General features: G+C 71.5%; 25 protein-coding genes and 1 pseudogene. 14 read left to right on the top strand and 12 right to left on the bottom strand.

Annotated elements, in window-relative coordinates; genetic code table 11:
- Positions 1-112: 112 nt before the first annotated feature.
- The 10 genes from Msi02_RS25620 to Msi02_RS25575 all read left to right on the top strand — a co-directional run bounded on the left by Msi02_RS25620 (position 113) and on the right by Msi02_RS25575 (position 11,328).
- On the top strand, positions 113-1,480 hold the full coding sequence (locus Msi02_RS25620) for a cytochrome P450 (RefSeq protein ID WP_204050629.1): 1,368 nt from the start codon (positions 113-115) through the stop codon (positions 1,478-1,480).
- Between the two features lie 17 nt (positions 1,481-1,497).
- Entirely contained in the window at positions 1,498-2,391 is an 894-nt protein-coding gene (locus Msi02_RS25615; RefSeq protein WP_204050628.1) for a terpene synthase family protein, read from the top strand.
- On the top strand, positions 2,388-3,983 hold the full coding sequence (locus Msi02_RS25610; RefSeq protein ID WP_239108699.1) for a prenyltransferase/squalene oxidase repeat-containing protein: 1,596 nt from the start codon (positions 2,388-2,390) through the stop codon (positions 3,981-3,983). Before Msi02_RS25615 ends, Msi02_RS25610 begins: the two co-directional genes overlap by 4 nt.
- Before the next feature lie 263 nt (positions 3,984-4,246).
- Positions 4,247-6,505 (top strand): sensor histidine kinase, encoded by a 2,259-nt coding sequence (locus Msi02_RS25605; RefSeq protein ID WP_239108698.1) that lies wholly within the window; start codon positions 4,247-4,249, stop codon positions 6,503-6,505.
- On the top strand, positions 6,502-6,951 hold the full coding sequence (locus tag Msi02_RS25600) for a roadblock/LC7 domain-containing protein (protein WP_204050626.1): 450 nt from the start codon (positions 6,502-6,504) through the stop codon (positions 6,949-6,951). Before Msi02_RS25605 ends, Msi02_RS25600 begins: the two co-directional genes overlap by 4 nt.
- Entirely contained in the window at positions 6,948-7,322 is a 375-nt protein-coding gene (locus Msi02_RS25595; RefSeq protein ID WP_204050625.1) for a DUF742 domain-containing protein, read from the top strand. Before Msi02_RS25600 ends, Msi02_RS25595 begins: the two co-directional genes overlap by 4 nt.
- Positions 7,303-7,902, top strand: a complete 600-nt coding sequence (locus tag Msi02_RS25590) for a GTP-binding protein (protein WP_204050624.1) — start codon at positions 7,303-7,305, stop codon at positions 7,900-7,902. The genes Msi02_RS25595 and Msi02_RS25590 overlap by 20 nt, the downstream gene beginning before the upstream one ends.
- 381 nt (positions 7,903-8,283) lie before the next feature.
- Positions 8,284-9,540, top strand: coding sequence for an extracellular solute-binding protein (locus Msi02_RS25585; RefSeq protein WP_204050623.1), 1,257 nt, complete (start codon positions 8,284-8,286; stop codon positions 9,538-9,540).
- Between the two features lie 7 nt (positions 9,541-9,547).
- Entirely contained in the window at positions 9,548-10,474 is a 927-nt protein-coding gene (locus Msi02_RS25580) for a carbohydrate ABC transporter permease (RefSeq protein ID WP_204050622.1), read from the top strand.
- The gene (locus tag Msi02_RS25575; protein ID WP_204050621.1) at positions 10,471-11,328 is read left to right on the top strand and encodes a carbohydrate ABC transporter permease; all 858 of its coding nucleotides are present in this window, start codon (positions 10,471-10,473) and stop codon (positions 11,326-11,328) included. Before Msi02_RS25580 ends, Msi02_RS25575 begins: the two co-directional genes overlap by 4 nt.
- Here the strand turns inward: Msi02_RS25575 and Msi02_RS25570 are convergent.
- A complete protein-coding gene (locus Msi02_RS25570; RefSeq protein ID WP_204050620.1) occupies positions 11,318-12,838 on the bottom strand; it encodes a glycosyltransferase family 39 protein in 1,521 nt (506 codons plus the stop codon). The two genes, Msi02_RS25575 and Msi02_RS25570, sit on opposite strands and share 11 nt — an antisense overlap.
- Before the next feature lie 118 nt (positions 12,839-12,956).
- Here Msi02_RS25570 and Msi02_RS25565 point away from each other — a divergent pair, with 118 nt between their 5' ends.
- Positions 12,957-13,781: a GNAT family N-acetyltransferase gene (locus Msi02_RS25565; RefSeq protein ID WP_204050619.1), complete on the top strand. Its 825-nt coding sequence runs from the start codon at positions 12,957-12,959 to the stop codon at positions 13,779-13,781.
- 110 nt (positions 13,782-13,891) lie between these two features.
- Here Msi02_RS25565 and Msi02_RS25560 read toward each other — a convergent pair whose 3' ends face one another.
- From Msi02_RS25560 to Msi02_RS25515, 10 genes are all read right to left on the bottom strand, one after another.
- Complete coding sequence (locus Msi02_RS25560) at positions 13,892-14,503, bottom strand: SH3 domain-containing protein (protein ID WP_204050618.1); 612 nt, start codon at positions 14,501-14,503, stop codon at positions 13,892-13,894.
- Between the two features lie 156 nt (positions 14,504-14,659).
- Positions 14,660-16,666: a multicopper oxidase family protein gene (locus Msi02_RS25555; RefSeq protein WP_204050617.1), complete on the bottom strand. Its 2,007-nt coding sequence runs from the start codon at positions 16,664-16,666 to the stop codon at positions 14,660-14,662.
- Positions 16,663-17,154: a DUF6220 domain-containing protein gene (locus Msi02_RS25550; RefSeq protein WP_204050616.1), complete on the bottom strand. Its 492-nt coding sequence runs from the start codon at positions 17,152-17,154 to the stop codon at positions 16,663-16,665. The genes Msi02_RS25555 and Msi02_RS25550 overlap by 4 nt, the downstream gene beginning before the upstream one ends.
- A 213-nt stretch (positions 17,155-17,367) precedes the next feature.
- Positions 17,368-17,817 carry a hypothetical protein gene (locus tag Msi02_RS25545; RefSeq protein WP_204050615.1) on the bottom strand — a complete coding sequence of 150 codons (450 nt, stop codon included), beginning with the start codon at positions 17,815-17,817 and terminating at the stop codon, positions 17,368-17,370.
- A 52-nt stretch (positions 17,818-17,869) separates the two neighbouring features.
- On the bottom strand, positions 17,870-18,130 hold the full coding sequence (locus tag Msi02_RS25540) for a hypothetical protein (RefSeq protein ID WP_079319046.1): 261 nt from the start codon (positions 18,128-18,130) through the stop codon (positions 17,870-17,872).
- 45 nt (positions 18,131-18,175) lie between these two features.
- The gene (locus tag Msi02_RS25535) at positions 18,176-19,234 is read right to left on the bottom strand and encodes a glycosyltransferase family 9 protein (RefSeq protein WP_204050614.1); all 1,059 of its coding nucleotides are present in this window, start codon (positions 19,232-19,234) and stop codon (positions 18,176-18,178) included.
- Positions 19,222-20,055, bottom strand: a complete 834-nt coding sequence (locus Msi02_RS25530) for a glycosyltransferase family 2 protein (RefSeq protein ID WP_204050613.1) — start codon at positions 20,053-20,055, stop codon at positions 19,222-19,224. Before Msi02_RS25530 ends, Msi02_RS25535 begins: the two co-directional genes overlap by 13 nt.
- A 42-nt stretch (positions 20,056-20,097) precedes the next feature.
- The gene (locus Msi02_RS25525; RefSeq protein ID WP_204050612.1) at positions 20,098-21,249 is read right to left on the bottom strand and encodes a cation diffusion facilitator family transporter; all 1,152 of its coding nucleotides are present in this window, start codon (positions 21,247-21,249) and stop codon (positions 20,098-20,100) included.
- On the bottom strand, positions 21,242-21,649 hold the full coding sequence (locus Msi02_RS25520) for an ArsR/SmtB family transcription factor (RefSeq protein WP_239108697.1): 408 nt from the start codon (positions 21,647-21,649) through the stop codon (positions 21,242-21,244). The genes Msi02_RS25525 and Msi02_RS25520 overlap by 8 nt, the downstream gene beginning before the upstream one ends.
- A 117-nt stretch (positions 21,650-21,766) precedes the next feature.
- Complete coding sequence (locus Msi02_RS25515; RefSeq protein ID WP_204050610.1) at positions 21,767-22,837, bottom strand: sensor histidine kinase; 1,071 nt, start codon at positions 22,835-22,837, stop codon at positions 21,767-21,769.
- A 217-nt stretch (positions 22,838-23,054) separates the two neighbouring features.
- Between Msi02_RS25515 and Msi02_RS44810 the strand changes: the two are divergent.
- Positions 23,055-23,525: pseudogene (locus Msi02_RS44810) on the top strand (lytic polysaccharide monooxygenase auxiliary activity family 9 protein); the annotation flags it as partial.
- Entirely contained in the window at positions 23,523-23,777 is a 255-nt protein-coding gene (locus Msi02_RS44805) for a carbohydrate-binding protein (protein WP_444543493.1), read from the top strand. The pseudogene Msi02_RS44810 and the gene Msi02_RS44805, both read left to right, overlap by 3 nt.
- A gap of 57 nt (positions 23,778-23,834) precedes the next feature.
- On the opposite strand, the gene Msi02_RS25505 is transcribed toward Msi02_RS44805, so the two are convergent.
- Positions 23,835-24,389, bottom strand: a complete 555-nt coding sequence (locus Msi02_RS25505; protein WP_204050608.1) for an Ohr family peroxiredoxin — start codon at positions 24,387-24,389, stop codon at positions 23,835-23,837.
- Between the two features lie 184 nt (positions 24,390-24,573).
- On the opposite strand from Msi02_RS25505, the gene Msi02_RS25500 reads away from it, so the two are divergent.
- Entirely contained in the window at positions 24,574-25,527 is a 954-nt protein-coding gene (locus tag Msi02_RS25500) for a Gfo/Idh/MocA family protein (protein ID WP_204050607.1), read from the top strand.
- The last annotated feature ends 50 nt before the right edge of the window (positions 25,528-25,577 follow it).

Below are 25,577 nucleotides of genomic sequence, written 5' to 3'. Positions count from 1 at the left end.
GCATCTATCGCCTCATAGGACAAAACTGTCACTCCACTGCAATATTGATCAATCGGAGTGGATCATGTGATACTTCGCGAACGGCGTGATCGTCAGGTGGGAGCAAGCCGGAATGCCGATCGATGTTGACGCGAACCCGATCCGACATGCGAGAACTCTTCCCCTCCGGCAGGTCCTCCCCGCGATCCTTCGTGATCCGGTTCGTGCCGTCCTCGAGATCGGCCGGGAGTCCGGTGGCGACGTCGTCAGGGTGAACCTGGGCCCCTTCCGGCCGTACCTGATCACACACCCCGATCACCTCCAGCACGTCCTGCGCGGCAACTCCGCCAACTACCGGCGTGACGGCGTCCTCTGGAAGCCGCTGCATCGGCTCTTCGGGGAGAGCGTCATGTCCGACGGCCCAGCGTGGGAGCAGAGCCGCAAGGTTCTGCAGCCTGTGTTCACCGCCAAGAACGTCGAAGCGCTCGCGGGCCGCATGGCGGAGGCGGTCGACGAGGGAATCGAGGAGCTTGCCGCGCCGGCCGAGTCCGGCCTGCCGATCGACGTCCCGGCGGCGATGGCGCGGATCGTCAACAGAGTCGTGATGCGGATCTTCTTCGGCGACAGGATCGAGATGGCGGACGCCGAGCGGCTCGCTCCGGCGTTCGACGCGGTCGGCACATCCGTCATCTTCCGCTACCTGCTGCCGTTCGTCCCCTACCGCGTCCCGCTTCCAGGAGACGGCGCCTTCAGGAACGCCCTGCGGACGATCGACGACGTCGTGGTTCCACTCGTGGACAGGCACAAGGACAGGCCCGGTGACGGCCACGACATCGTCTCCGTCCTGTGCCGGACCGGGGACGCCGCGGGCGGCGGGCCGAGCGCTCGATGGGTGCGCGACAACCTGGTCGCCATGCTGGCCACCGCCACCGAGACCACGGCGGGCGCGCTCACCTGGCTGTGGCCGCTCCTGCAGGCGCATCCCGAGGTGGCCGCGAGGTTGCGGCGGGAGATCGGCCTCGTGGTCGGGGCCGGGCCCGTACGGCCCGCTCACCTGGCGGACCTGCCGTACACGAAGCAGGTCCTGCAGGAACTTCTGCGGCTGTTCCCCGTGGGCTGGCTGTTCCCCCGGATGGTCGTGGAGCCGGAGCCCCTCGGCGGAGTGCTGCTCAAGAAGGGCGAGACGATCGTCATCAGCCCGTTCATCACCCATCGCATGGAGGCGTTCTGGGAGCGGCCGGAGGAGTTCGACCCGGGCCGCTTCTCCGGGCCCCGGTCCTCGGGCCGGCACAGATACGCGTACTTCCCCTTCGGCGGGGGCCCTCACCAGTGCCTCGGCATGCACGTCTTCATGCTGGAGGCCCAGCTGATCATCGCGGGCATCCTCAGCCGCTATGAACTGCTCTCCTGCAGCCCGGAGGTGGCCACGCCCCAGATGGGAGCCTCGCTGCGGCCGCGCCAGCGGGTCGAGATCACACTGCGCCCCATCCCTCGTACCTGACCGGGACATCCATGCACATGACGAAGCCGACAGGAGACGCGCTCCGGGCGGCCAGGGAGTGCGGTGCCGCCGCCGCCGTGTCCGCCGAACTCCAGCGGGATCTGCGGAAGTGTCAGGACGCCTACCCCGGCCTCTTCCCCGCGCGGCCGTTCGACTCGGCGCTGTTCAGCGCGGTCGCGCAGGCGAACGCGTTCGGCGCCCCGTGGGCGAGCGCGGACCGGTTGCGCGTCGCGAGCCGTACGGCGCTGTGGATCTTCGCGCTCGACTGGCTGCTCGACTACGTCGCGAAGTCACGGGAGGAGGTGGACCTCCTCGTCCGTGGCTGCCTGGACGTGGCGGACGGCTCCCCGCCGCCACAGGACTTCCCCCTGGGCCGCTTCCTCGCCGAGATCCGGGACGAGCTCGCCGCGGCGCCCGCGTTCACCGGCCGGGAGCCCGTCTGGCGGGAGGAACTGCGGCGCATGCTGACGGCCATGGCACGGGAGTGGGACTGGAAGACGGCCGCCCGCGAGGGGGCGCCGCTGCCGACCCTGGACGAGTACCTCGACAACGCGGACAACTTCGGCTCGTCCTTCGTCAACGTCTCCCACTGGATCCAGGGCGGAGACCCGGCCGCGCTCGGCCGGCTCGACGAGCTCAGGGCCGCGAGCGGTCAGGTGCAGCGCGTCCTTCGCCTGCTCAACGACCTGGCCACGTACGAGCGGGACCTCACCTGGGGTGATCTCAACGCGCGGTTGCTCTGCTCGGGCCCGGAGGAGATCGCCGAACGCGTCGGCGTCCTGGTAGACGGGTGCGGCGAGCTCCTGGAGCCGCTGCGCGACGTCTGCCCGGACGAGGTGATCTATCTGGAAAGGCAGATCGGGTACAGCATGGGCTTCTACGGGATCACCGACTACTGGGGCGGGCTGTGAGCGTCGGCGGCCTGACCTTCCCCAAGGCGGTCGACGTGGCCGCCGCGGCCGCCGAACTGGTCAGGGATCTCATGGTCCGGCCGTGGGGCACGGTCTCCCCCTCGGTGTACGAGACCGGGCGGCTGGTGAGCCTGGCGCCGTGGCTGGTGGGCCACGCGGAACGGGTGCGGTTCCTGCTGGACGGCCAGCAGCCCGACGGCCGCTGGGGCGGGCCGGACGGGTACGCCCTCGTCCCCACGCTGAGCGCGACCGAGGCGCTCTTGTGCACGGTGTCGCGGGGGGAGCCCGACCGGGAGACGCTCTCGCGGGCGGCCGGCCGTGGGCTGGACTGGCTGCTCGGCTGGCCGCCGCAGGGTGCCGCGCCGTTGTTCCCCGACATGCCGGCGATCGAGCTGGTCGTGCCCGCGCTGGTCGAGCTGGTCAACGCGCACCTGGACACGCTGGGCGACCGGGATGTGCCGCATCTCGCCGGGCGTCCGAGGCTGCGGCTGCCCGCGGGCATGAACGAGCACACGCTCGCCGCCGTCAGGTCGAGGGTCGGCTCCGGCGCGGAACTGCCGCAGAAGCTCATGCACGCGCTGGAGGTCGCCGGGCCCGCCGCCCATGCGGCCCCGGGTGTCCAGCCGACCTCGATCGGCACGGTCGGCGCCTCCCCGGCGGCCACCGCCGCCTGGCTCGGCCGCCGCGCCCTGCCGGATCCGGGTACCGCGGCCAGGCGGCACCTGGAGGCGGTCGCGCGGCGGTACGGCGGGCCGGTCCCCGTGGGTCTCCCGATCACGGTCTTCGAGCGCGGCTGGGTGCTGAGCTGGCTCGCCCGCGCGGGGGTCCCCTTCGAGGTGCCGCCGGAGATGCTGGCGGACCTGCGGGCCGCGATCCAGCCGGTCGGCACGCCCGCGGGCGCCGGCCTGCCGCCGGACGCCGACACCACGTCGGTCGCCCTGTACGCCCTCGCGCTCCTCGGCATGCCGTACGAGCCGGGCAGCCTGTGGGCCTTCCGCACGGACACCCACTTCTGCACCTGGCAGGGGGAGGAGGGGTCGTCGGTCAGCGTGAACGCCCACGTGCTCGACGCCTTGGGGCAGTACGCGGCGGTGCGGCCGGAGGCCGCCGAGCGCTACCGGCCCGACATGGACGCGATCGGGGCCTGGCTCTGCGAGCGCCAGCGGCCGGAGGGGTGGTGGGACGACCGATGGCACGCCTCGCCCTACTACGCGACCGTCTCCTGTGCGCTGGCGCTGGACGCCTTCGGCGGCGCCGGCTGCGCGTCTTCCGTGCGGCGGGCCGTGCGATGGGTGCTGGAGACCCAGCGGGCCGACGGATCCTGGGGCCGCTGGGGCGGCACCCGGGAAGAGACGGCCTATGCGATGCAACTGCTGCTGCTGAGCCGTGACCACCGTGAGGACGGGCCCGTCGTGGAGGCGGCCGCCAGGGGGTATGACTACCTGCTCCGGGCGGACGAGGCCGACGACCCGCCGCTGTGGCACGACAAGGATCTCTACCTGCCGGTGGCGGTGGTCAGAGCCGCGATCCTCGCCGCCCTGCACCTCGCACAGTCCAGTCGACTTGTTGTCGACAGGCATCGTCAACTATGATCACTGGGTCGCTTGATCACGCTATATAGGCATACATTCGTACATTTGCCCCAAATGGCGTACATAATGCGGCCTTGAGCGATTTTCTGTCCATTGCTAAGGTGGCGGGGCGTGGCGCGGCTATAAATGTTGGGCGATGTCCGCCGCCCTAGCGATGAGCTTCTGGTTAATCGCCGGGAAACGCGCTATGACGGCTCTTCATATGTCGCTTGGTGGGTGTTATGCGCTTCCGCAACTCGCGCGTGCGGACCAAAGTCACGGCCATGCTCGTGTCGCTTGCGGCCCTGTGGGTCTTCGCCGCGTGGGTGACCGTGCGGGACGGTCTCAACCTCGCGTGGGTGACGGTCTACAACAGCAACGTCGCCCAGCCGAGTGAGTCCCTGCTGATCGAGCTGCAGAAGGAGCGGCGCCTGTCGGTCTCCCGCCTGGTGAACCCGGCGCTGGTCCCGTCCGCCGACCTCGCCGCCCAGCGCACCCGTACGGACGCCGCCGCGGGCGAGTTCCGCAGGCTCGCGAGCAGCGACATCCTCCGGTTCGCAGCGACCGACGAGCTCCAGAGACGGATCAACCGCACGTTCCGGCAGCTCGACCAGCTCGGTTCGGCGCGGCACGCAGTGGACGCGCGCCAGGTGGACCGGAACAGGGCCATCGACGCCTACAACGACCCCATCGACTCTCTCTTCCAGACCTACTATTCGCTCGCCACGCTCGACGACGACGCGCTCGCGAAAGACACGCGGACACTTATCAGCCTGAACTGGGCACGAGAACTCATTTCGCGCGAAGACGCCCTTTTGGCCGGCGTAATCGCGACGGGCAGGTTCGGCCAGGCGGAGGTCGCCCAGTTCACCCAGCTCGTCGGCGCCGAGCGCAACGTGATGGACCTGGCGCAGGCCGACCTGGAGGAGCCGCTTCCCGACGTCTACCAGCGGCTGCAGAAGAGCGCCGCGCTCGCCCGGCTCCACAGCCTGGAGGATCTGGTCGCGCAGCAGGGCAGGCCCGGCCTGCGCGTGCCCGTCGGCGGAGAGCAGTGGCAGTCCGCGACGTCGGCCGTCCTGACACAGCTGCACGACGTGGTCAGCGGCGCGGGCGAGACGATGATCGATCGGGCGACCCCCGTCGCCGCCGGCGTCATCATCCGGCTGGTGCTGGCCGGTGTGCTCGGCCTGGTGGCGGTCATCGCGTCGATCATCCTGTCGGTCACCACGGCCCGGGCGCTGGTGCGTCAGCTGGAGAAGCTGCGCGAGGCCGCGCTCGAACTGGCCAACGAGCGGCTGCCCGGCGTGGTCGCCCGCCTCGCCCAGGGCGAGAAGGTCGACGTCAAGGCGGAGGCGCCGCCGCTCGACTTCGGGCCCGACGTCATCGGCCAGGTGGGCGCGGCGTTCAACACCGTGCAGGAGACCGCCATCCGCACCGCCGTCGAGGAGGCCCAGCTCCGGCAGAGCATCCGCGACATCCTGCTCAGCCTCGCCCGGCGTACTCAGTCGCTGGTGCACCGCCAGCTCACGCTGCTCGACGTGATGGAGCGGCGCGAGTCGGACCCGGCGGAGCTGAAGGACCTGTTCCGCATCGACCACCTCGCCACCCGCATGCGGCGCAACGCCGAGAACCTCATCGTCCTGTCCGGGGCGTCCCCCGCCCGCGCCTGGCGGCGCTCGGTGCCGATGGTCGACGTCGTACGCGGCGCGCTGGCCGAGGTCGAGGACTACACCCGCGTCACCGTGATGCCGATGGGGGAGACCGCGCTCATCGGACGCGCGGTGGGCGACGTCATCCACCTGCTCGCCGAGCTGATCGAGAACGCGGTGTCGTTCTCCCCGCCGTACACGATGGTGCAGGTGGGCGGCCAGGTGGTGGCCAGCGGGTACGCGATCGAGGTGGAGGACCGCGGCCTCGGGATGAGCGCCGAGGACCTGGACGCGACCAACCAGCGGATCGCCGATCCGCCCGAGTTCAACCTGTCGAGCACCGCCCGGCTCGGCCTGTACGTCGTCAGCCGCCTGGCCGAGCGGCACGGGATCAAGGTGTCGCTCAAGGCGTCGCCGTACGGCGGCACGACCGCGGTCGTGCTGCTGCCGCGCGACCTCGTCATCGAGGGCGGGGATGACCTGCCCGAGGAGGAGACCTCTCCCGGTCTCCCGCGGCGGGAACCCGGCTCCCGGAAGATCGCGCTGGTCGGCGCGCCCGAGGCGGTTCCCGGACCAGTTCAGGAGGTGGTTCCCGTGCCGAGGGCTCCCGAGCCGCCCAGGCCCGTGCAGAGCGCCCCACTCTCCGGCGGCGGCGATCCGGACGGGCCCGCGCCCTCGGCCGGGTTCACCCCGTCGGGACTGCCCTTCCGGGTGCCGCAGGCCAACCTCGCGCCCGCGCTCGCCGAGGAGCCGAGGAAAGCGAGCGACGCGGAGGAGGAAGAGGACCGCTCGCCGGAGGAAATCCGCAAGATCATGGGCTCGTTCCAGTCGGGGACGAGGCGCGGCAGATCCGAGGCCGCGAAGATGCTGGGTGAAGAGGAGGACAACCTGTGACGCAGAAGACCGGGGCCTCCGCGGACCTCGCGTGGCTGCTCGACGACCTCGTCGCGCGGGTCCGCGAGGTCGAGCACGGCATCGTGCTGTCCACGGACGGCCTGCTGCTGGCGGGATCGCAGGGACTCCACGTGGAGGACGCCGAGCACCTGTCCGCCGTCGCCTCCGGCCTGCAGAGCCTGGCGCGCGGCGTGGGCGAGCGGTTCCAGGGCGGGGCCGTACGGCAGACCATCGTGGAGATGAAGTCGGCCTACCTGCTCGTGACCGTGGCGGGCCAGGGCGCCTGCCTGGCCGTGCTCTGCACGGGAGACGCCGACGTCGGCCTGGTGGCGTACGAGATGGCCATGCTCGTCGTGCGCGTCGGGCAGTACCTGACCTCGCCCGCCCGGACCACGATCGACCGGGCCGCGCTGGACCGGGCCGCCGGGAACGAGGTCCGCCGGTGAACCCCGAGTGGAGCCCGGACGAGGAGCGCTTACTCGACGCGCCGACCATCCGGCCGTACGTGATCGCACGCGGCCGTACGGAGGCGCAGGACCGCTTCGACCTCATCTCGCTCGCGGTGACGATCCGGCCCACCACGGGAGCCGAGATCGGGCTGGACCCCGAGCATCAGGCGATCGTGCGGCTGTGCCGCAGGCCGCTGTCGGTCGCGGAGATCGCGGCCCATCTGGACCTGCCGGCCGGGATCGTCCGGGTCCTCCTCGGCGACCTGTTCGACCGGGGTTTCGTGGCCGTGCAGCAGCCCCAACCGGAGACGGACGTGCTCGACGAGCGGATGTACAAGGCGGTGCTCGATGGCCTTCGGGCGCTCTGATTCCGCGAAGAACCCGCCGAAGATGCCCACGGCGATCAAGTTGCTGATCGCCGGAGGCTTCGGGGTGGGCAAGACCACGATGGTCGGGGCCGTGTCGGAGATCCGGCCGCTGCGCACGGAGGAGACGCTGACCGACCGCAGCGTCGGCGTGGACGACCTGTCCGGGGTCGAGGCGAAGGCGACCACCACGGTCGCCATGGACTTCGGCCGGATCAGCATCGGGCAGGACTTCGTCCTCTATCTCTTCGGCACCCCCGGCCAGGAGCGGTTCTGGTTCGTCTGGGACGAGCTCGCCCGGGGGGCACTCGGCGCGGTCGTGCTGGCCGACACCCGCAGGCTCGCCGACTGCTTCCCCTCCGTCGACTACTTCGAGCGGCGCGGCACGCCCTTCGTCGTCGCGGTCAACTGCTTCGAGGGCGCCCCGGTCTTCGACCTGGACGAGGTCAAGCTCGCGCTCAACCTCAGCCAGGACGTGCCGATCATGCTGTGCGACGCGCGCAAGCGGGAATCGGGCAAGGAAGTCCTGATCGAGCTCGTCAAGCACGCGTACGGCAAGCGCCCGACCGCCGCCGCCCGCTGACGCTTTCGCCGGCTCCTCACCCGGTCTGGCATCCGGGTTTCTTCGCGTGCGCGGCTTTCTTGCGTCGCGCATGATTTACGTTTCGCGGCGAAGCGGCGTTTCCGTACCTGTGGTTCCCGCGCGGTCCGCGCCCGTTCGGGTTTCGGCTGCCCCTTAATGCCGCCTGATTGCTGCCTATTCATCCCTTTTGGGCGTCGTGGTTCGGTCGTGCTTTCCTTCGCCGTCGACCGTGCGTAACAGGTGCACAACAGCCGTTGATCTGAGCCTAACCCCACTGTAACGTCTGCCCCATCGCAGAAACTATCGGGCGACTGCCGAAAGTTTCGGTCGGAATCCAGAAGGGAAACCACCGTGAAGTTGAGTCGGCGAGGTGCGGCGCTCATGGCGGCGTCGGCACTGGTCCTCGGGGGATGTGGTAGTACCGGGAACGACGCCGGCGAGAGCAAGAGCTCAGCCGGCGGCAAGGTGACCGTCGAGTTCTGGAACATCTGGACCACCGAACCCCTGAAGAGCTACGGCGCTCAGGCGATCAAGGATTTCCAGGCCGCGCACCCGAATATCACCATCAAGAGCGTTCCCTACGAGAACGAGGCGTTCAAGGCGAAGCTGACGACGCTCACCCAGTCCGGCAAGGCGCCGGACATCTTCCAGACCTGGGGCGGGGGCGTGCTCAAGCAGCAGGTCGACGCGGGTCTGGTCAAGGACCTCACCTCCGACGCCGGTTCCTGGCTCGGCAACTTCACGGACGCCGCGCTGTCGGCCTACCAGGTCGACGGCAAGACGTACGCGATCCCCGACGACATCGGCATGGTGGGCTTCTGGTACAACAAGGCGCTGTTCAAGAAGGCCGGGATCGCCGAGCCCCCGGGGACCTGGTCGCAGCTCATCGACGACGTCAAGAAGCTGAAGGCCGCCGGGGTCACCCCGATCGCGCTCGCCGGCAAGGACAAGTGGCCAGGCCACTACTACTGGGCCTACCTCGCCATGCGGATCGGCGGCCTCGACGCCCTCAAGCAGGCCGGTGAGAGCAAGGACTTCACGGGTCCGGCCTTCGTGCAGGCGGGGCAGAAGCTCAAGGAACTGGCCGATCTCCAGCCGTTCCAGAAGGGCTACCTCGGCGCGACGTACGGCGACCCGGGCGGCCAGGCCGCGACGATGGGCGACGGCAAGGCGGCCATGGAGCTGATGGGCCAGTGGGCGCCCGCGGTGCAGAAGGACGCGGGCAAGGGCCTCGGCGACGACCTCGGGTTCTTCCCCTTCCCCGCGGTGGACGGCGGCAAGGGCGCGGTCACCGACGCCTTCGGCGGCGGCGGTGGCTTCGCGATCGGGGCCGACGCCCCGGCTGAGGCGATCGAGTTCCTGAAGTTCCTCACCGACAGCACCGAGCACCGCAAGGCGGTCGGGACCGGCGGCGTGCTCCCGGTGCTGAAGGGCGAGGAGGACGCGGTCAAGGACCCGAACCTGAGCGTGGTCGCCAAGAACCTCGCCGGGGCCACCGGGTTCCAGCTCTACCTCGACCAGGCGTTCCCGCCGGCCGTCGGCCAGGAGGTCAACGACACCGTGGCCCAGTTGATCGCCGGGACCAAGACACCCGAGCAGGTGGCGCAGGCCATCACGGAAACGGCGAAGCAGGAGTAACTGTCGCGTGAAGACGACGAGACCCCGGAGCCGCAGGCTCCGGGGGTTCACCACGATCCTTCTGTTCCTGCTGCCCGCGCTCGTGCTCTTCTTCGGGCTCGTCGTGGCGCCGATCCTGCTCGCCTTCTACGCGAGCGTGTTCAAGTGGAACGGCATGCGCGGGCTGCCGACGGACTTCATCGGCATGGCGAACTTCACCCGCCTGCTGGCCGACGAGGTCTTCCTCGGGGACCTGTGGCGCGGGCTGCTACTGATCATCTTGTCGGTGGCGATCCAGCTTCCCCTCTCGCTGGGCATCGCCATGCTGCTCAACCAGAAGATCCGCGGCCGGGCGTTCTTCCGCCTGCTGTTCTTCGCCCCGTACGTGCTGTCGGAGGCGATCACCGCGGTTCTGTTCATGATGATCCTGTCGCCCACCGACGGTCTGGCCAACTACATCCTCGGCTGGTTCGGGGTCGATCCCCTCGACTGGTTCGCCGACCCTTCGACGGTCATGATGTCGGTGTTCATCGTCATGACCTGGAAGTACTTCGGCTTCCACATGATCTTGTACATCGCCGGGCGGCAGGGCATTCCGAAGGAGCTCACCGAGGCCGCCCAGATCGACGGCGCGACGGGGTGGAAGGTCTTCCGCTACGTCACGCTGCCGCTGCTCGGACCCACGATCCGCATCAGCGTGTTCCTGTCGGTCATCGGTGCGATCCAGCTGTTCGACCTGGTCTGGATCATCACCGGCGGAGGCCCCTCGCACTCCTCCGAGACCATGGCCGTCACGATGTTCCAGTTCGGCTTCAAACGCTTCCAGGTCGGCTATGCGAGCGCGATCAGCGTCGTGATGTTCCTCATCAGCCTCGTGTTCGCGATCTTCTACCAGAGATACGTCATGCGCCGCGACCTCGAAGGAGCCTCCACCGTGCTGCGAGACCAGCGATGAGCGCCAACCGTCACCGGCAGTCCCCGACGTCGGGCGGTCCGCTGCGCAGCCTTTCCCTGCACGCGATCGTCGTGATCACGGCGTTGTTCGTCGGCGTCCCGCTGCTGTACGGCGTGCTCGGCGGTTTCAAGACCACCCGGCAGCTCTCGAGCAACCCGCTCGGCCTGCCCGACCCCTGGGTGCCGGAGAACTACACGAGCATCCTCGCCTCGGGATCGTTCTGGCAGATGCTCTGGAACAGCACGTACATCGCGGTGCTCACCACGCTCGTGGTCGTCGCGGTGTCCGCGCTGGCGGCCTTCGTGTTCGCGCGCTTCGCCTTCCGGGGGCGCGAAGCGCTGTTCACGATGTTCGCCGCCGGGCTCATGTTCCCGTTCGCGGTGGCGATCCTGCCGCTGTTCGTGCTGCTGCGGATGTTCGGGCTGCTCGACAACCCGCTCGGCGTGATCCTCCCGCAGGCGGCCTTCGGCATGCCGATGACGATCATCATCCTGCGCGGCTTCTTCCGGGCCATCCCGGGGGAGATCGAGGAGGCGGCGATCCTCGACGGGTGCTCCCCGTTCGGCTTCTTCTGGCGGATCCTGCTGCCGATGGCCCGTCCCGCGATCGCCACGGTCTCCGTGCTGGCGGTCGTGAACAGCTGGAACCAGTTCATGCTGCCGCTCGTGGTGTTCAGCGACGACAGTTTCTTCACCATCCCGCTGGGCGTCCAGCAATTCCAGGGCCAGTACGCGACGGACATCGCCCGGGTCATGGCCTACATCGTGGTCGCGATGCTGCCCGCCCTCGGCTTCTACGCCGTGGCCGAGCGCCAGCTCGTCAGCGGCCTGACCGCGGGGGCCGTCAAGGGCTGACCCGCGTGTACAGCCGTACGGCGTAGCCGAGCACGCGGACGGTCCGCTCCCGGCGGTAGCTCTCGCGCAGCAGCAGCCGCTTGGCCGAGTCACGCGAGGACGAGAGGTCGGCGGGCGCGGGATGGGGACGGCTCACCACCCATACCCGCGGCGCCGCGCCCAGCGACGCGGCGATCTCGCCCGCGGGCAGCTCACGCCCGGCGAGCGTGCCCGACGCCGCGCCGCCGGCCCGCAGCGCCGCGTCGCGGACGCCCCGGAACGAGGCGGGGTAGGCCTCGGCGACCAGACGGCGGATCGAGGGCAGGAACAGCACGGCGTCTCCGGGCCGCCGTTCCGACCCGATGATCCGTGCCACGGCGGCCGGGTCGTCCGGGCGGCTGTCGATCCGCCGGACGGCGGCCTGGGCCGGCAGGGACGCCCACAGCAGCAGGGCGGGCAGCGCCGGCGCGGCCGCCGCCCGCACCCACCCCGGCGCCGCCTGCGGCAGCAGCCGTACGGCCCGGGCGAGCCCCGCGCCCAGCGCCATCGCGAGCCCCGCCATCGAGAACAGGACATAGCGGTCCTGGTAGAGCGGGTGGATCTGCGACACGGCGAGCAGCAGGGCGGGCGGCAGGAGCGCCATCGGCACCGCGAACGCGGCGATCCCGGGCGGCCGGCCAGGCCCGCCGGGTGTTCGTCCTGCGGTGGTTCCGGCCAGGTCTCCCGCACGACTCGTCGTCAGACCGAGCACGACGAGCACGACGGTCGCCGCGAGCAGCACGCCGGAGCCGGCGAACCGCGTCACCAGCGCCTTCACCTCCGGCAGGCCGGGCCGCTCCAGCCACGCCACCTGGCCGCGCTGGCCGAACGCCGTCCACGCCACCGGCAGGACGGCGAGCAGGGCGGCCGCGGCGGCGCCGGCCCAGCGCGCCGCCACGCCCCTGCCCCCACCTCGCGCGACGGCGACGAGCACCGTGACCGCGTGCGCCGCGAGGGCCAGGACGGCGAACAGGTTGAGCAGGCACGCCACGGCGACCGCCGCGCCGTACCGCACCCAGGTCCTCCGTGACGGGCCGTGCAGCGCCGCGGCGAGCAGGCGCGTCGCCTCCACCACGGCCGCCGCGACCAGCGCGTACGGCCTGCCCTCCTGGGCGTGGTAGACGACGACCGGGGAGGCGGCGTACGCGAGGCCCGCGTACAGGCCGGCCGGGGCCGAGACCAGCCGCCGCCCGACGGCCGCGACACCGGCCGCCGCGGCAGCCGTGGCGAGGACGGACGGAATCCGGATGAGCACCTCCGCGGGGACGGCGTCCCCCACGAGCCGGATCAGCGGGTGGAGCAGCAGGTAGTAGCAGCCGTGGACGGCGTCGACGTTCCCCAGCGTGCGCCACAGGTCCGGCAGCGCCCGCCCCGCCACGGCGTACGTCGCGGCCTCGTCCTGCCACATCGAGCCGCGCCGGACGCCCCACAGACCGCCCAGCAGCGCGGCCAGGGCCGGGACGATCAGTACGGCCCGGTCGCCGATCCTCACGTGTCCTCCGCCTGCTCCGCCCGGGTACGTCCCGGTTCGATGCCCCGGCGGGGAACGGGAGGATGAACGCGCCCTAAGGTGACCGGAACAAGGGAAGAACTCGCAGGGGGGAGCACCGATGGCGGAACCGATCGTCCGTCCCGCCGCCGACGCCGACATGCCCGGTCTTCGCGCCGTCGCGAACCACTTCGGCCTTCTGGGCATGTGGCCGGAGCAGCCGGACTTCGTGGACGCCGAGCGCGCGTTCGGCGAGGTGCTCGTCGCCGAGGTGGACGGCGAGATCGTGGGTTACGGCGGCACGCTGCGCCGGGGAACGGTCACGCATCTCGGAGACCTGTTCGTCCTGCCGGACCACCAGTCGTCGAGGGTGGGCCGCACGATCCTGTCCCGCCTGCTGCCGGGCGACACGCCCAAGGTCACCTTCGCATCGAGCGACAAGAGGGCGCTCGCGCTGTACGTCAGGAACGGGATGCGCCCGCGCTGCCCGCTGTTCTACCTGAAGCGGGGGCCGCTCGGCGACCGGTCCGTACGGCGGGAAAGCGGTCAGGAGGCGCCGGGGGAGGCGGACGTCCACGCGGCGGCGGCCATGGACGCCCACGTCTCCGGCGGCGACCGGACCTCGACACTCACCTGGTATGCCGGGCTGCCGGGCGTGACCCTGCACGTCAGCGGCTCGGGCTACGCGTTCGTGCGGACGGCCGGAGACAAGGTCGTCATCGGACCGGCCGGGGGCGCGACCCCGCAGGACTGCGCCGACATCGTGCTGGAGGCGGCGAACGCCCATCCCGGCGCCGGGCCGGTGCACGTGGCGGTGCCCGGCGCGCATCCGCTGCTCGCTCTGCTGCTGGACGCGGGCTGGCACATCGGTGACATGGACACGCTGCTGACCAGCGACGACTTCATGCGGCTCGACTGCTACGCGCCACATCCGGACCTCGGCTAGGGAGTGTGCCCCCGTCCCCGGCCAGGGGGACACCGGGGACGAGGGCAGCGCGGCTTCGCCGCGTCCGGCGAGTGCCGGCCGGCGCGGCACGGGCCTTGCGGCCCGGGCCGTCACAGCCTGCGCAGGTAGTGGGCGGAGGCCCATCCGGGAATGCCGTCGGCGGTGTCCACGGCGACCCAGCCGTGGGTGGCGTCGCAGCCTCCGGGGATCCTCCCGTCGGCCGGCCGCAGCCTGCCGACGGGGGCGTGGTGGATGCCGGCGCCCTCGCGGACGTTGAGGAAGCTGCCCTTGCGCACGTGCCGGAGGCGATAGGCGCACGAGAGCGAGGGCCGTCCGCTCAGGTCGAGCCGGTGGAGGTAGCGGGCGGCGGCGAAACCCGAGGTCCCACCGGCGGTCTTCACCGCGATCCAGCCGTTGGTGGCGGTGCAGGCGCCGGAGAACCCTCCGTCGGCCGGTCGCAGCTTGGCGACGGGGGCGTGGTGGACGCCGGCGCCCTCGCGGACGTTGAGGAAGCCCCCCTTGTGCACGTGCCGGAGCCGGTAGGCGCACACGAGACCGGGCCCCTGCATGGCCTCGTGCACGACCTGCCCGTAAGGGCCCGACGCGGTGGGCTCACCGGGACCCGGCGGCCGGACCGCGGCCTGCGCGGGGTGGGCTGCGACGAGCCACCCCGTGGCGGCCAACGCCGCCAGCGCGGGAACGATGCTCTTCGCCACTGTCACGATCTCTCCCTTCGGTCGGCATCGCCCACGCCCGGCCGGGGGGACCCGGGGCCAGTGATGCTCACCCGAAGTTCTGATCTGATTACCGAGCGTTTACACCTCGGTTGAATTCCCGCCTGGATTTTTTACCCGACACACCGGGGAGAAGGGGATGAGTCACCCGCTGTGCGCGCCGTGGAAGGGCGTGGTCACCCCCTCGTACGCCAGGTGCAGCATCATCCCCAGGTCGGCGTGGCTGAGGTTGTGACAGTGGTTCATCCACAGCCCCGGGTTGCCGGCGCGGAAGGCCACCTCCCACACCTCGCCGGGCCGTACGTCGAAGGTGTCGAGCCACAGGGGGCTGCCGGTGACGGAGCGGCCGTCCCGCGAGAGCACGAGCACCCGATGGCCGTGGAGGTGCCAGGGATGGGTATCCCGGCCGCGGTTGACCACGGTGAGCCGGACCAGGTCGCCCTCTCTGACCACCTCGGTGGGGATGTCGGGGAAGGCGTGGCCGTTCACCGTGTGCGCGTACATGGGCCGCCCGTTCGGCAGCGCGAACCCCCTGTCCAGGACGAGCGTGAAGTCCCGGTCGAAGCGACTACCGGACGTGTACGGCGTGGGGGCCGGGGCGCCGTACCGGGTGAGGTCGAGTTCCGGCCAGTCCGCCGTCGGGCTGTCGGCGGCGGGAACGGCGCCGGTGTCCTCGCCCGCACCGAGCGGTCCGCTCGGCGGGGTGAGGCGTACGGAGTCGGTGCGGTCGTCGATGCGCAGGAGCACGGGGCCCGACGGCATCGTGAACGCGAGGTCGTACCGGCCGCCCGCGGCGAGTCGCAGGCCGGCACGGGCGAGCGTGCCCGGCCCGTTCAGGTCCGTCCCGTCCACCGCCACCAGCCGGTAGGGCGTGCCCGCCAGCGTGAACCGGTGCGGCGTGTTGTCGGTGTTGATCAGACGCAGCCTCACGGGCGTGCCGGGCGCGGCCTGCCGGACCAGGGGCTGGTCGCGGTCGCCCGTCACCGTCGCGCCGCCGAGGGTGTGCACGGGCAGCGTGAGGTCCAGCCCGGTGGCCGCGGTTCCCTTCGGCGTGACGACGAGCGTGCCGTAGAGCCCCATCCGGACGCCGAGGTCGGACACCTCGTGGGTGTGATACCAGTACGTGCCCGCCTGGGCGGCGACGAAGCGGTAGACGAACTCCCCGCCGGGCGGCACGGCCTCCTGGGTGAGGCCGGGCACGCCGTCCTCGCCCGAGGGCACGTCGTAGCCGTGCCAGTGCAGCGTCACCCCGGACGTGATGTCCGCGTTGCGCAGCCGCACCTCGACGAGGTCGCCCTGGTCGGCGGTGAGCGGCGGTCCGGGGACCTGGCCGTTGAAGGTCCACGCCGGCACCTTCCGTCCCGAGGACAGCGTGACGGTCGCCGTTCGGGCCGTGAGCTCGAACCGGCGCACGGCGCCGCCCGGTGGAGGCACGGCCGGGCCGCGCAGGTCGGTCACCGCGCGGGTCGTCCCTGCCGTGACGGAGGCGGATCCCCCCGAGGCGGAGTGGGCGTGGGAGGCGGAGCCCATGGCACCCATGGCGGCGGCGCCTCCGGGGGCGGAGCCCTCCGCCGTGGTCTCCTCCGACAGCGGAACGAACGCGACCGTGGCGCCGAGCACGGCGGCCACGGCGGTCGCCGCCGTCGCCGTCCGCAGCCCGGGGACGTGCGTGCTCATCGCTCTCCAGGTCCCCAGGACGGCCCCCGCGGCCACGGCCAGGAGGAGGAGCGCGGTGCCCAGATCCGCCGGGTATCCGATCAGGAAGGTCTGCACGATCCCGGCCGCCGCGGCGTACCCGGCGCCGAGCAGCGGGACCACGACCGCCGGCGCTCTGACGGCGTCCCGCGAAGCCGCGTCCGCTCGCCGGGCGGCGCGGAGCAGGCGCGGCCCGGCGAGCGCGGTGGCGACGGCGCCCGCCACGACGAGAAGCGGCAGGGCGAGGGTGATCTTCTCCTGCACGAACCACCAGCCGGCCCCCGCCAGGGCGAGGACGGACCAGACCCGGACCAGCGACGCGACCAGGGCCACCGCGAACAGGGCCGCGGCCGTCCTCGTACGGCGGGCCGCGGCGGCCACGCCCGCGCTCACCCACGCCGCCACGGTCAGGACCGAGACGAGCAGGTCGAGCGCCATGAGCCGGTCGGTGGTCATGAGGCGCGAACCGGACGGCCCTCCGCGGCGGTCCCCGACGAGGTGGGCTTGGCCCACGCGAGCTGCCGCGCGTTGCGGAACACCATGCCGCAGACGCCCATCACCGCCATGCCGTTGAGGGCGTGCAGGCCGAGGATGGCAAGGGAGAGGGGGGTGGTGTTGCCGGTGCTGTCGTCGAACAGGCCGCCGAGCGCGACGATCAGCGCCTGCACGATGACCAGCCCGACGGGCAGGACGGTCAGCCCGATCTGGCGTCCCGGCGCCCTGGCGGCCGCGGCGGCGGCGGTGGCGACCAGCGACAACACCGGGATGACCATCATGCCGTTCATGCTGTGCAGGGCGAACGAGGAGTCGTCCTGGGGCTTGTCGAACGCGCCGACGGCCGCGAGATACATCTGCACCACGGCGGCGGCGAGCAGCAGTCCCGCTGAAACGGCGTAGACCTTGCGCACGCTCTTGCTCCCTTCGGTCAGCGGATTGCGGGTCACGGGGATCCTGTCCCACGTGGCCGGCGGCGTCGTCCCTCGTCGAGAGACACGTCGGCTACCGCTGGGGGAGTACGCGGGCGTGCGCGCCGTGCGTCCCCTGGCGGTGTCTCGATGGTGCCGCCGGGGGCCGCCGGAGTCGTCGCACGTGAGGAGGCTCTCGGGCCTACCGCCACGGGATCAGCGCCGCATGCCGCTACCGCGAGGGGAGTACGGTCATTGCGGCCAGTTCGCGATGATCGCCGGGGTGATGGCGTCGGCGTAGCAGTTCAGGGTCGTACGCCGCGGCCGGTCGTACACGCAGACCTTGACGTCCACCCGCGTGATCTGGCCGTCCGACGACAGCCGGATCGGCTTCTTCGAGGCGCAGGTCGTCTTCGGCGGGGCCCACCCGGTGCCGCCGCCGGCGTAGTGGAAGCGGGCCCGGACGTAGGCGCAGTGTCCACTGTGCGTGTCGCGGTCGTACAGCGCGCCCGAGACGACGAACGTCTCCGCGGTGAAGCGGGTGATCCACACGTCGGCCTTGGCGTACCCGTGGTGCCCGCTCCGGGACTGCACCGGTCCCCAGTGGATCAGCGAGGCGGTGGCGGCCCCTGCCGGGACGGCCGGCAGGCTCCCTGCGATCACGAACGCCAGCAGGCCGCCGATGACGAGGTTCTTTCTCATGCCGCCGAACGTAGGCCGGGCGACTTGGAGGGACCTTGTATTCCGCTGGTCGTCAGGGCGTCCCCTTGCGATACGCCTCGTAGAGCGCGTTCAGGTTGTCGGTGTACAGCTCGGTGAAGCCGCAGGAGGCGCAGATCCACGCGCGCACCGTGCCGAAGGCCTCGCCCTGGACGTAGAAGAAGGGGACCTTCTCCGGCAGTGGCTCCTCGACGCGTACCCGAAGGGGCTGCGGCCCGTTCGGGCCCCGGTCGCGCACCTCGACTCCGGCCATGACGGCACCCGACGAGCACTTGGGGCAGATGTCGTCTCTCACGCGGCTTCCTCCTCCATTGGTACGCCGAGGAGGAGTCTGCTCCCGTCAGATCTCGCGGCGGCCACGAAGCAGGTCTTCGGCCTGTTCGACCACGTCGTCGACCGGGACCTCGGCCACCCACGACTCGTCGTGCGGGCACCGCCCCACCCGGGGATCGTGCCCGCTGACCCCGCAGACCGGGCACCGCGCGGTCCAGGAGATCAGCGGCCGGTGCAGGGTGCGGGTGAGCGGCCCGGCGTTGATGAGGTTGCCGCCCCAGAAGATGCCGACGGTGGGCGTCCCGACCGCCGCGGCGAGGTGGCGGGGGCCGGTGTCGTTGGAGATGACCAGGTCGCACCGCTCGTACAGCGCGGCGAGGCCGCCGATGCCGAGCGTGCCGACCGCCGTGACTGCGGGCCGCCGCATCGCCGCCGCGACCTCCTCGACCACCTCCCGCTCCTTCTCGATGCCGGTGATCACGACCGGACGGCCGAGCCGGTCGGCCGCCTCCGCGAAGGCGCGCGCCGGCCAGCGCCGCCGGGGGTCGCTCGCCCCCGGATGCAGCGCGACCAGGCCACGCGGCGGCTCGCCGTACGCGCGGGCGAGTTCGGCGCGGTCGTCGGCGGTCACGGCGATCCTCGGCTCGTACGTCTCGGCCGTCCCGCCGACCAGCGCGGCGACCTCCAGGTAGCGCAGCGTCTCGTGCTGGTAGTAGACGTACGGCACCCACAGGTCGAGCCGCTCCGCGTCCGGCGTGCACAGACCGGCCGTCACCCGGGCACCGATCTTCTTGACGAAGGGGTTGGAGTTGCGCCCGCCACCGTGGATCTGCACGGCGAGGTCGAACCGGTGCTCGCGCAGCTCCTTGAACAGGCTGTCCGGAGCCTCGTGGCCGCTGTCCGCCGACGACACCCCGGAGATCGGCGGCAGGGCGACGACGTCGTCGACCGGTCCCGGCCTGCCGTCCAGGAACCGGGCGTGCCAGGGGATGCCGAGGAGGGTCAGCCGCGCCTGAGGGTAGGCCCGGCGGAGCGCCTCCAGGGCGGGCATCGCGAGGACCAGGTCGCCCAGGGCGTTGGCCCGCAGCACCGCGATGCGCCGCACGCCCTCGATCAGCGCGCCCATGCCGTCTCGAACACGTAGTCGTAGCACTCGGCCCTGCGGTCGGTGACCGTCGTGGGCAGCTCCAGGTGGTAGGCGCGGCTCGGCAGCAGGCCCGCGCCGCCGTACCTCTCCATGACGCGCAGCTGCGCCACGACGTCCTCACCCGCGTGCTGCGGCGGCACCGACCGCCAGAAGTCGAAGCCGCCGCACTCCAGCAGCCGTTCCCGGTCGTACAGCACGCAGCCGCCGATCCAGGCCACCTTGTACGGCCGCCACTCCCGGTGACCCGGCGAGCCGAGGTGTCTCCGCGCGAGATGCAGCGGGTTGGAGGCGTTGTGCAGGGTGTGGCGCCGCCAGGCCGGCGACTCCCGGCGCACCCGCTCGGGCCGCACGCCGTCCGTCCACTCCTCGTACGGCGCGAGCTCGGCGGGGCGTACGTCGTCGCGGTAGGACAGGCCGTGCAGGGCGTAGCCGACGAAGCCGCAGCGCAGCTCGCCGATCGCGGACAGCAGGACCTCGATCGCCTCCGGCTCCAGCCATACGTCGTCGTCCAGGTAGAGCGCCAGCCGCCGCTCGGCCAGGCCGAGCAGGAACGCGCGTTGCTCGGCCATGCCCCGCGGGGGCAGGTGGCGGTGGACGGCCGCCGGCCTGTCGCGGTGGTCCAGGATGCGCAGCTGCGCCGCCACCAGCGGGTCGCCGGCGACCGGCTCGTGCGACTGGTCCGAGATCACGACGCGGAACCCGGACACGGTCTGCGCCGCGAGGCCCGCCAACGTGACGGCCAGCGCGCCCGGGCGGTCCTTGGTGGGCACGAGCACATCGAGGTCAGACGGGGCGAACATGCGCGCCTGATACCCCTGAGGTCGTACGGCAAACGGAGCGGGTCAGGGGCGGCGGTCGGAGAGGCGCTTGGCGCCGGGGAACCTGATGTGCCGGCGGCCGGGGCAGCCCTGCGATCCGCGCTCGTCCCCGGACCGTACGCGCCCGTTCACGTGCGCGGGCCCGTGCGCGTCCGCACAGTGGGGTTCGGCCGCCTCGGCCTCCGCCTCGCCGATCGCGAGAAGCTCCGGTGGGGCGTGGTCGACCTGCAGCGTGGTGTGGTCGATGCCGTACTCGTCGTGGACCATCCGCTGCGCCGCCTGCCGTACGGCGTGGCAGTCCGCGCCGGGGGCGACCAGGATGTGCGCCGACATGGCGGGGTAGCCGCTGGTCACCTCCCAGATGTGCAGGTCGTGCACCTCCACCACGTGTTCCAGGGCGGCGGCCTTGCGGCCGATCTCGGCGGGGTTCATCCCGGCGGGGGCGGCCTCCATGAAGACCCGGCCGGACTCGCGCACCAGGTCCCATCCGGCCTTGAGCATCAGGGCGGCCACGACGAGGGCGGCCAGGGCGTCGGCCCGGCCCCAGCCGGTCAGCCAGATCGCCACGCCGGCGGCGGTGGTGGCGATGAAGGCGAACAGGTCGTTGAGGATGTGCTGGAAGGCGCCCTCGACGTTCAGGCTGGCACGGTTGGCCTTGTTCAGCAGCCAGGTGGCCGCCAGGTTCACCGCGATCCCGGCGATGCCGGTGGCGACGACGTACGCGCCTTCGACCTCGGGAGGCTCGATCAGCCGGCGTACGCCCTCGTAGACGAAGTAGACGCTGAGCAGCAGCAGCGTGATGCCGTTGATCTGGGCGCTGATGATCTCGGCGCGTTTGAGGCCGTAGGTGAAGCCGCCCTGCGGCGGGCGGGCGGCGATCCGCATCGCGATGATCGCGAAGGCGATGGCGATGGCGTCGGTGAGCATGTGCCCGGCGTCGGAGACCAGGGCCAGGGAGTGCGCGATGACGCCGATGACGACCTCGACCGCCATGAAGCCGAGGATGAGCGCCAGCGCGCCGGTCAGCAGACGCCGGTCGGCCTCGGCGCTGACCGAGTGCCCGTGACCGTGACCGTGACCATGCCCGCGCCCATGGCCGTGACCGTGCCCGCGCTCCTGCTCGCGGTCGTCACCCGTCCCGGTGCGGTGCCCGTGCTCCTTGCCGGTCTCACCCATCGTCCCGGTCCTTCTCCTCATGTCCGATGTGCGTGATCGCCAGGTCGAACAGCAGTCGCACGTGCGAGTCCGCGAGGCGGTAGTAGGCCATCCTTCCCGCGCGCCGCACCTTCACCACGTTGTGGACGCGGAGCAGGCGCAGGGCGTGGGACGCGGCGGACATGCTGTGCCCGGTCGCCGCCGCGAGATCGCAGACGCACATCTCACCGCCCTCCAGCAGCGCCGCGATCAGCCGGAGCCGTCCGGGATCGGCCAGGAGGCCGAAGACCTGCGCCAGGTCCTCCACCGTCTCCTGGGACGGCATGGCTCTCCTGACGGTCTCCACCCGCTGGGCGTCCACCACCGGGAGCGCGCAGGAATCGGCCGCCACGAGATCCACAACACTTGAACGATCGTTCACGTGTGTGAGTGTAGGTCGTGGGCGGCACATGTCAACGTGTGCCTGTTCCCTTCCTTGCCGGAACCCGCCCGCGCGACTCGTACGCACCCGTGGGAGGCATGGGCGGCGGGCCTCGGTTCAGGGCAGGGGGGCGAGCGGCAGCCGCAGCACGAAACGCGCCCCCTCGGCGCTGTCTTCGATGGTCAGCCGGCCACCGTGGTTCTCGGCGATCTGGCGGGCGATGGGCAGGCCGAGCCCGGCTCCTCCCGCGTCCCTGCTGCGGGCCGAGTCGAGCCGCCAGAACCGCTGGAAGACCTTCTCCCGCTGCTCGCGTGGAATCCCGGGCCCGTCGTCGGCCACTTCGAGCACGGCCGTTCCGTCGGGTGGCCCACCGGGTCTTCGCGGTTCGCGCCGCACCGTGACCGTGACGGTGCTGACGGCGTGGCGTTGCGCGTTGCCGAGAAGATTGCTGATGAGGCTGCCGAGCGAGTGGGGGTCGCCCAGCACGACGACGTCCGGGCCCAGCCGGGGAACCATCCGCTTCGTGATCGGCGACATCTGCAGTTCGCCTTCGGCCAGCCTCCCGAGGTCCACCCGCTGCCGCCGGATGGGGAGCGCCTCGCTCTCCAGCCGCGAGAGCGCCAGCAGGTCCGTCGCGATCCGCTGCAGCCGTTCGAGGCTCGGGAGCAGCGCCCTGGCCAGGGTGACCACGTCGGTCTCCTGCGGCGCATGGAGCGCGTCCTCGATCTGGGCCCGCATGGCGGTCAGCGGGGTGCGCAACTCATGGGAGGCGTCGGAGCTGAAACGGCGCTGGCGTTCCAGCGCCTCCTCCAGCCGCCCGAGCGTACGGTCCACGCCCGGGGCCAGAGCGTCGATCTCGCCGGCCGCCTGGACCTCCTCCTCCGGCTGTGCCGGGGACGCGGGCGGCGGCCGGATCGCGCTGCCGGCCAGGCGGAAGCCGAGATAGGTGATCGCCCCGGCCAGCAGGAGCGCCCCGCAGAACAGCAGCAGGAGCAACGCCGGGTGCGCGTACGCCGGTTGCGGCCCGGGTTCGAGCGTGTGGAGCATCCAGTCGTCGTACGGGCCCAGGCCGGCGGCGGATGGGTGACCGGTGAGCAGCGGGATCGACGTCCCCGCCAGGCACAGCGCCACGACGGCGACACCGTGGGCCGGTGCCGGCCGGGCCGTGATCGACGAACGCTGCGGCATGCGCACATCCCCCTGGATTCAGTGCACCACGAGGGCGTGCGGGCAGCCTCTCGGGGGCCCCGCCAAGGCCCCTGCCGCACGGGACCGATCCGCCCGCGGCCTCTGACCGCCGCAGTCATTGGGCCTTCATTGTTAGGAAACTTTCCTTTATATTAGCGCCACCCCCCAGCAGTGAGGAGCACACATGCGAAGAACGCTGACCTTCCTCGCGACGGCGATGATCGGCATCGGCGCCACGGTGTTCATCGCCTCACCGGCTCAGGCGCACGGGTACATCTCGTCGCCCCCGAGCCGCCAGGCGATGTGCGCCCAGGGCCGCGTCCCCAACTGCGGCGACATCATCTACGAGCCCCAGAGCGTGGAAGGACCGAAGGGGCTGCGCAGCTGCAGCGGCGGCAACGCCCGATTCGCCCAGCTCGACGACGAGAGCAAGTCCTGGCCGGCCACCAGCGTCGGCAACTCCGTCACCTTCACCTGGTCGCTGACCGCCCGCCACGCGACCAGCACGTGGGAGTACTACATCGGAGGCACCCGGGTCGCCGTCTTCGACGATCACGGGGCGCAGCCCCCCGCCACCGTCAGCCACACCGTGAACTTCAGCGGATGGTCGGGCCGGCAGAAGGTCCTCGCGATCTGGAACGTGGCCGACACCGCCAACGCGTTCTACGCCTGCGTCGACCTTCAGATCGGCGGGGGCGGGACGCCCAGCCCCTCGCCCAGTCCCTCTCCCTCTCCGACGCCGACGCGTAGTCCGAGCCCGTCTCCCTCGCCGACGCGTACCCCCACGCCCACCCCTGGTGGCACCTGGGCCGCCGGTACGGCGTACAAGGCGGGTGACCAGGTCACCTACGGCGGGGCGACGTACCGGTGCATCCAGGCCCACACGGCGATCGTGGGCTGGGAGCCGCCGAACGTCCCCGCGCTGTGGCAGAAGATCTAGGCCGCCGCACCCCGCTCGAAGCGCCCGTCCCGGCCGGACCGGGGCGGGCGCCGGCGGTCAGACGAGGTGGATGTGCACCTCGGCGCCCTGCATGAAGGCCCGCGAGTACGGGCACTCCCCGTGGGCCTGCTCCACCAGCCTGCGGGCCGCCTCGGGCTCGACCCCCGGCAGGCGTACGGTCAGGTCGGCGGCGATCCTGTAGTCGTCGGCGGTGCCGCGCTTGCGCAGCGTCACGGCCGTGTCCACGGAGGCGTCGGCGGTGCGGACGCCCTGCCGGCCGGCGACCAGCGTGAGCGAGTTGTGGAAGCAGGAGGCGTAGGCGGCGGCGAGCAGTTGCTCGGGGTTGGTCGCCCCTCCGGGGCCGCCGAGTTCCCCCGGCGCCTTGATGCGTACGTCGAGCATGCCGTCGTCCGACGCCACCTTGCCCAGGACGGACGAGGCCCGGGCCGTGTAGAGGTCGTCGTACGATTCGCCGCCTCGCTGGGGGCGCTCGGCGGGGCGGCCCTCGGGCATCCGCCCGGTGAGCTCCGCCTCGACTCCGGGCCCCGAGTAGTCGGGCCCGGGCGCCCGGTCGCTCGGCAGATGGGTGAATCGCCGTGTTTCCTCGCTCATCGCGCATCCCTCGTCCGCTCGCATCGCGTCCCGGTCGGGATCGGCGGGTCACGTACCCCCTGAGCTGCCCGATATCGGACTCCAGGGGCAAAAGTTCTCATCAGCATCGCTGTGCTACGGTCCCGGCAGGCATTCCCCTCTGAATGGTGAAATGTCGGCAACGACGGCGAGGAGTGGGTTCTTTATGAGTGGGGCTGTCCGGTGGGGGATCCTCGGTACGGCGGGCATCGCCGCGCGGGCGTTCCTGCCCGCGTTGCGCGAGGCCGGTGGAGGTACGGCCGCCCTCGTGGCGGGCCGTGACCTGTCCCGCGCCGAGGAGTTCGCCGCGCGGAACGGCGTCGAGCGGGCCGTGCGCGGCTACGAGGCCGTCATCGAGGACCCGTCGATCGACGCGGTCTACGTCCCGCTGCCGAACGCCCTGCACGCGCAGTGGACCATCGCCGCGCTGGAAGCGGGCAAGGCGGTCCTGTGCGAGAAGCCGTTGTGCCTCACCGCCGAGGAGGCCGGGAACGTCATCGAGGTGGCGCGCCGGTCGGCCCGCCCGCTCTGGGAGGCGTTCGTCTTCCCGTTCCACCCGCAGACGGACCGGCTGCGCGGCCTGCTCGCCGATGGCGCGATCGGCGAACTGCGGGAGGTCTGGTCGTCCTTCCACTTCACCATCCAGGGCACCGAGAACATCCGGCTCGACGCGGCCCTCGGCGGCGGCGCGCTCTACGACGTGGGCTGCTACCCCGTACGGCTCGCGCACCTGCTGTTCGGCGGTGACGCAGTCGCCGGCCACGCCGTCGCGGTCAAGGGCGAGGCGGGGGTGGACATCGAGACCGCAGGGATCCTGGAGTTCGGCTCCGGCCGCCTGATGCTGAGCTGCGGCTTCGACCTGCCGTTCACGACGTACACCCGCCTGGTCGGCACCGGCGGGGAGATCCGGCTGACCAACCCGTTCCACCCCAAGCCGCACGACGGGCTCGAAGTGTGGCGTGAGGGACGCATGGTCGCCCGGCACGAGCCGGGCGAGGGCACCGCGTTCTCCTGGGGCATCCGCCACATCCACGAGGTGCTGCGCGGCGAGGCCGAGCCCCGGCACACGGCGGCCGACGACTCCCTCGGCACCGCCCGGTCCCTCGACATGCTGCGCTGACGCGCCGTCTCCCGGCTGCCGGGGCGGCCGGGGTCAGGGCGCTGTCATTC

This window comes from Microbispora siamensis, assembly GCF_016863095.1.
Classification (GTDB): domain Bacteria; phylum Actinomycetota; class Actinomycetes; order Streptosporangiales; family Streptosporangiaceae; genus Microbispora; species Microbispora siamensis.
Note: the sequence above shows the minus strand (reverse complement) of the source record. Positions and strands in the feature narration are given on the sequence as shown.

Coding starts and splice junctions, on each gene's coding strand:
- Msi02_RS25620 (WP_204050629.1), top strand. CDS start 113: ATGCCGATCGATGTTGACGCGAACCCGATCCGACATGCGAGAACTCTT.
- Msi02_RS25615 (WP_204050628.1), top strand. CDS start 1,498: ATGACGAAGCCGACAGGAGACGCGCTCCGGGCGGCCAGGGAGTGCGGT.
- Msi02_RS25605 (WP_239108698.1), top strand. CDS start 4,247: ATGCTCGTGTCGCTTGCGGCCCTGTGGGTCTTCGCCGCGTGGGTGACC.
- Msi02_RS25590 (WP_204050624.1), top strand. CDS start 7,303: ATGGCCTTCGGGCGCTCTGATTCCGCGAAGAACCCGCCGAAGATGCCC.
- Msi02_RS25585 (WP_204050623.1), top strand. CDS start 8,284: ATGGCGGCGTCGGCACTGGTCCTCGGGGGATGTGGTAGTACCGGGAAC.
- Msi02_RS25575 (WP_204050621.1), top strand. CDS start 10,471: ATGAGCGCCAACCGTCACCGGCAGTCCCCGACGTCGGGCGGTCCGCTG.
- Msi02_RS25565 (WP_204050619.1), top strand. CDS start 12,957: ATGGCGGAACCGATCGTCCGTCCCGCCGCCGACGCCGACATGCCCGGT.
- Msi02_RS25555 (WP_204050617.1), bottom strand. CDS start 16,666: ATGACCACCGACCGGCTCATGGCGCTCGACCTGCTCGTCTCGGTCCTG.
- Msi02_RS25545 (WP_204050615.1), bottom strand. CDS start 17,817: ATGAGAAAGAACCTCGTCATCGGCGGCCTGCTGGCGTTCGTGATCGCA.
- Msi02_RS25535 (WP_204050614.1), bottom strand. CDS start 19,234: ATGGGCGCGCTGATCGAGGGCGTGCGGCGCATCGCGGTGCTGCGGGCC.
- Msi02_RS25530 (WP_204050613.1), bottom strand. CDS start 20,055: ATGTTCGCCCCGTCTGACCTCGATGTGCTCGTGCCCACCAAGGACCGC.
- Msi02_RS25525 (WP_204050612.1), bottom strand. CDS start 21,249: ATGGGTGAGACCGGCAAGGAGCACGGGCACCGCACCGGGACGGGTGAC.
- Msi02_RS25515 (WP_204050610.1), bottom strand. CDS start 22,837: ATGCCGCAGCGTTCGTCGATCACGGCCCGGCCGGCACCGGCCCACGGT.
- Msi02_RS25505 (WP_204050608.1), bottom strand. CDS start 24,389: ATGAGCGAGGAAACACGGCGATTCACCCATCTGCCGAGCGACCGGGCG.
- Msi02_RS25500 (WP_204050607.1), top strand. CDS start 24,574: ATGAGTGGGGCTGTCCGGTGGGGGATCCTCGGTACGGCGGGCATCGCC.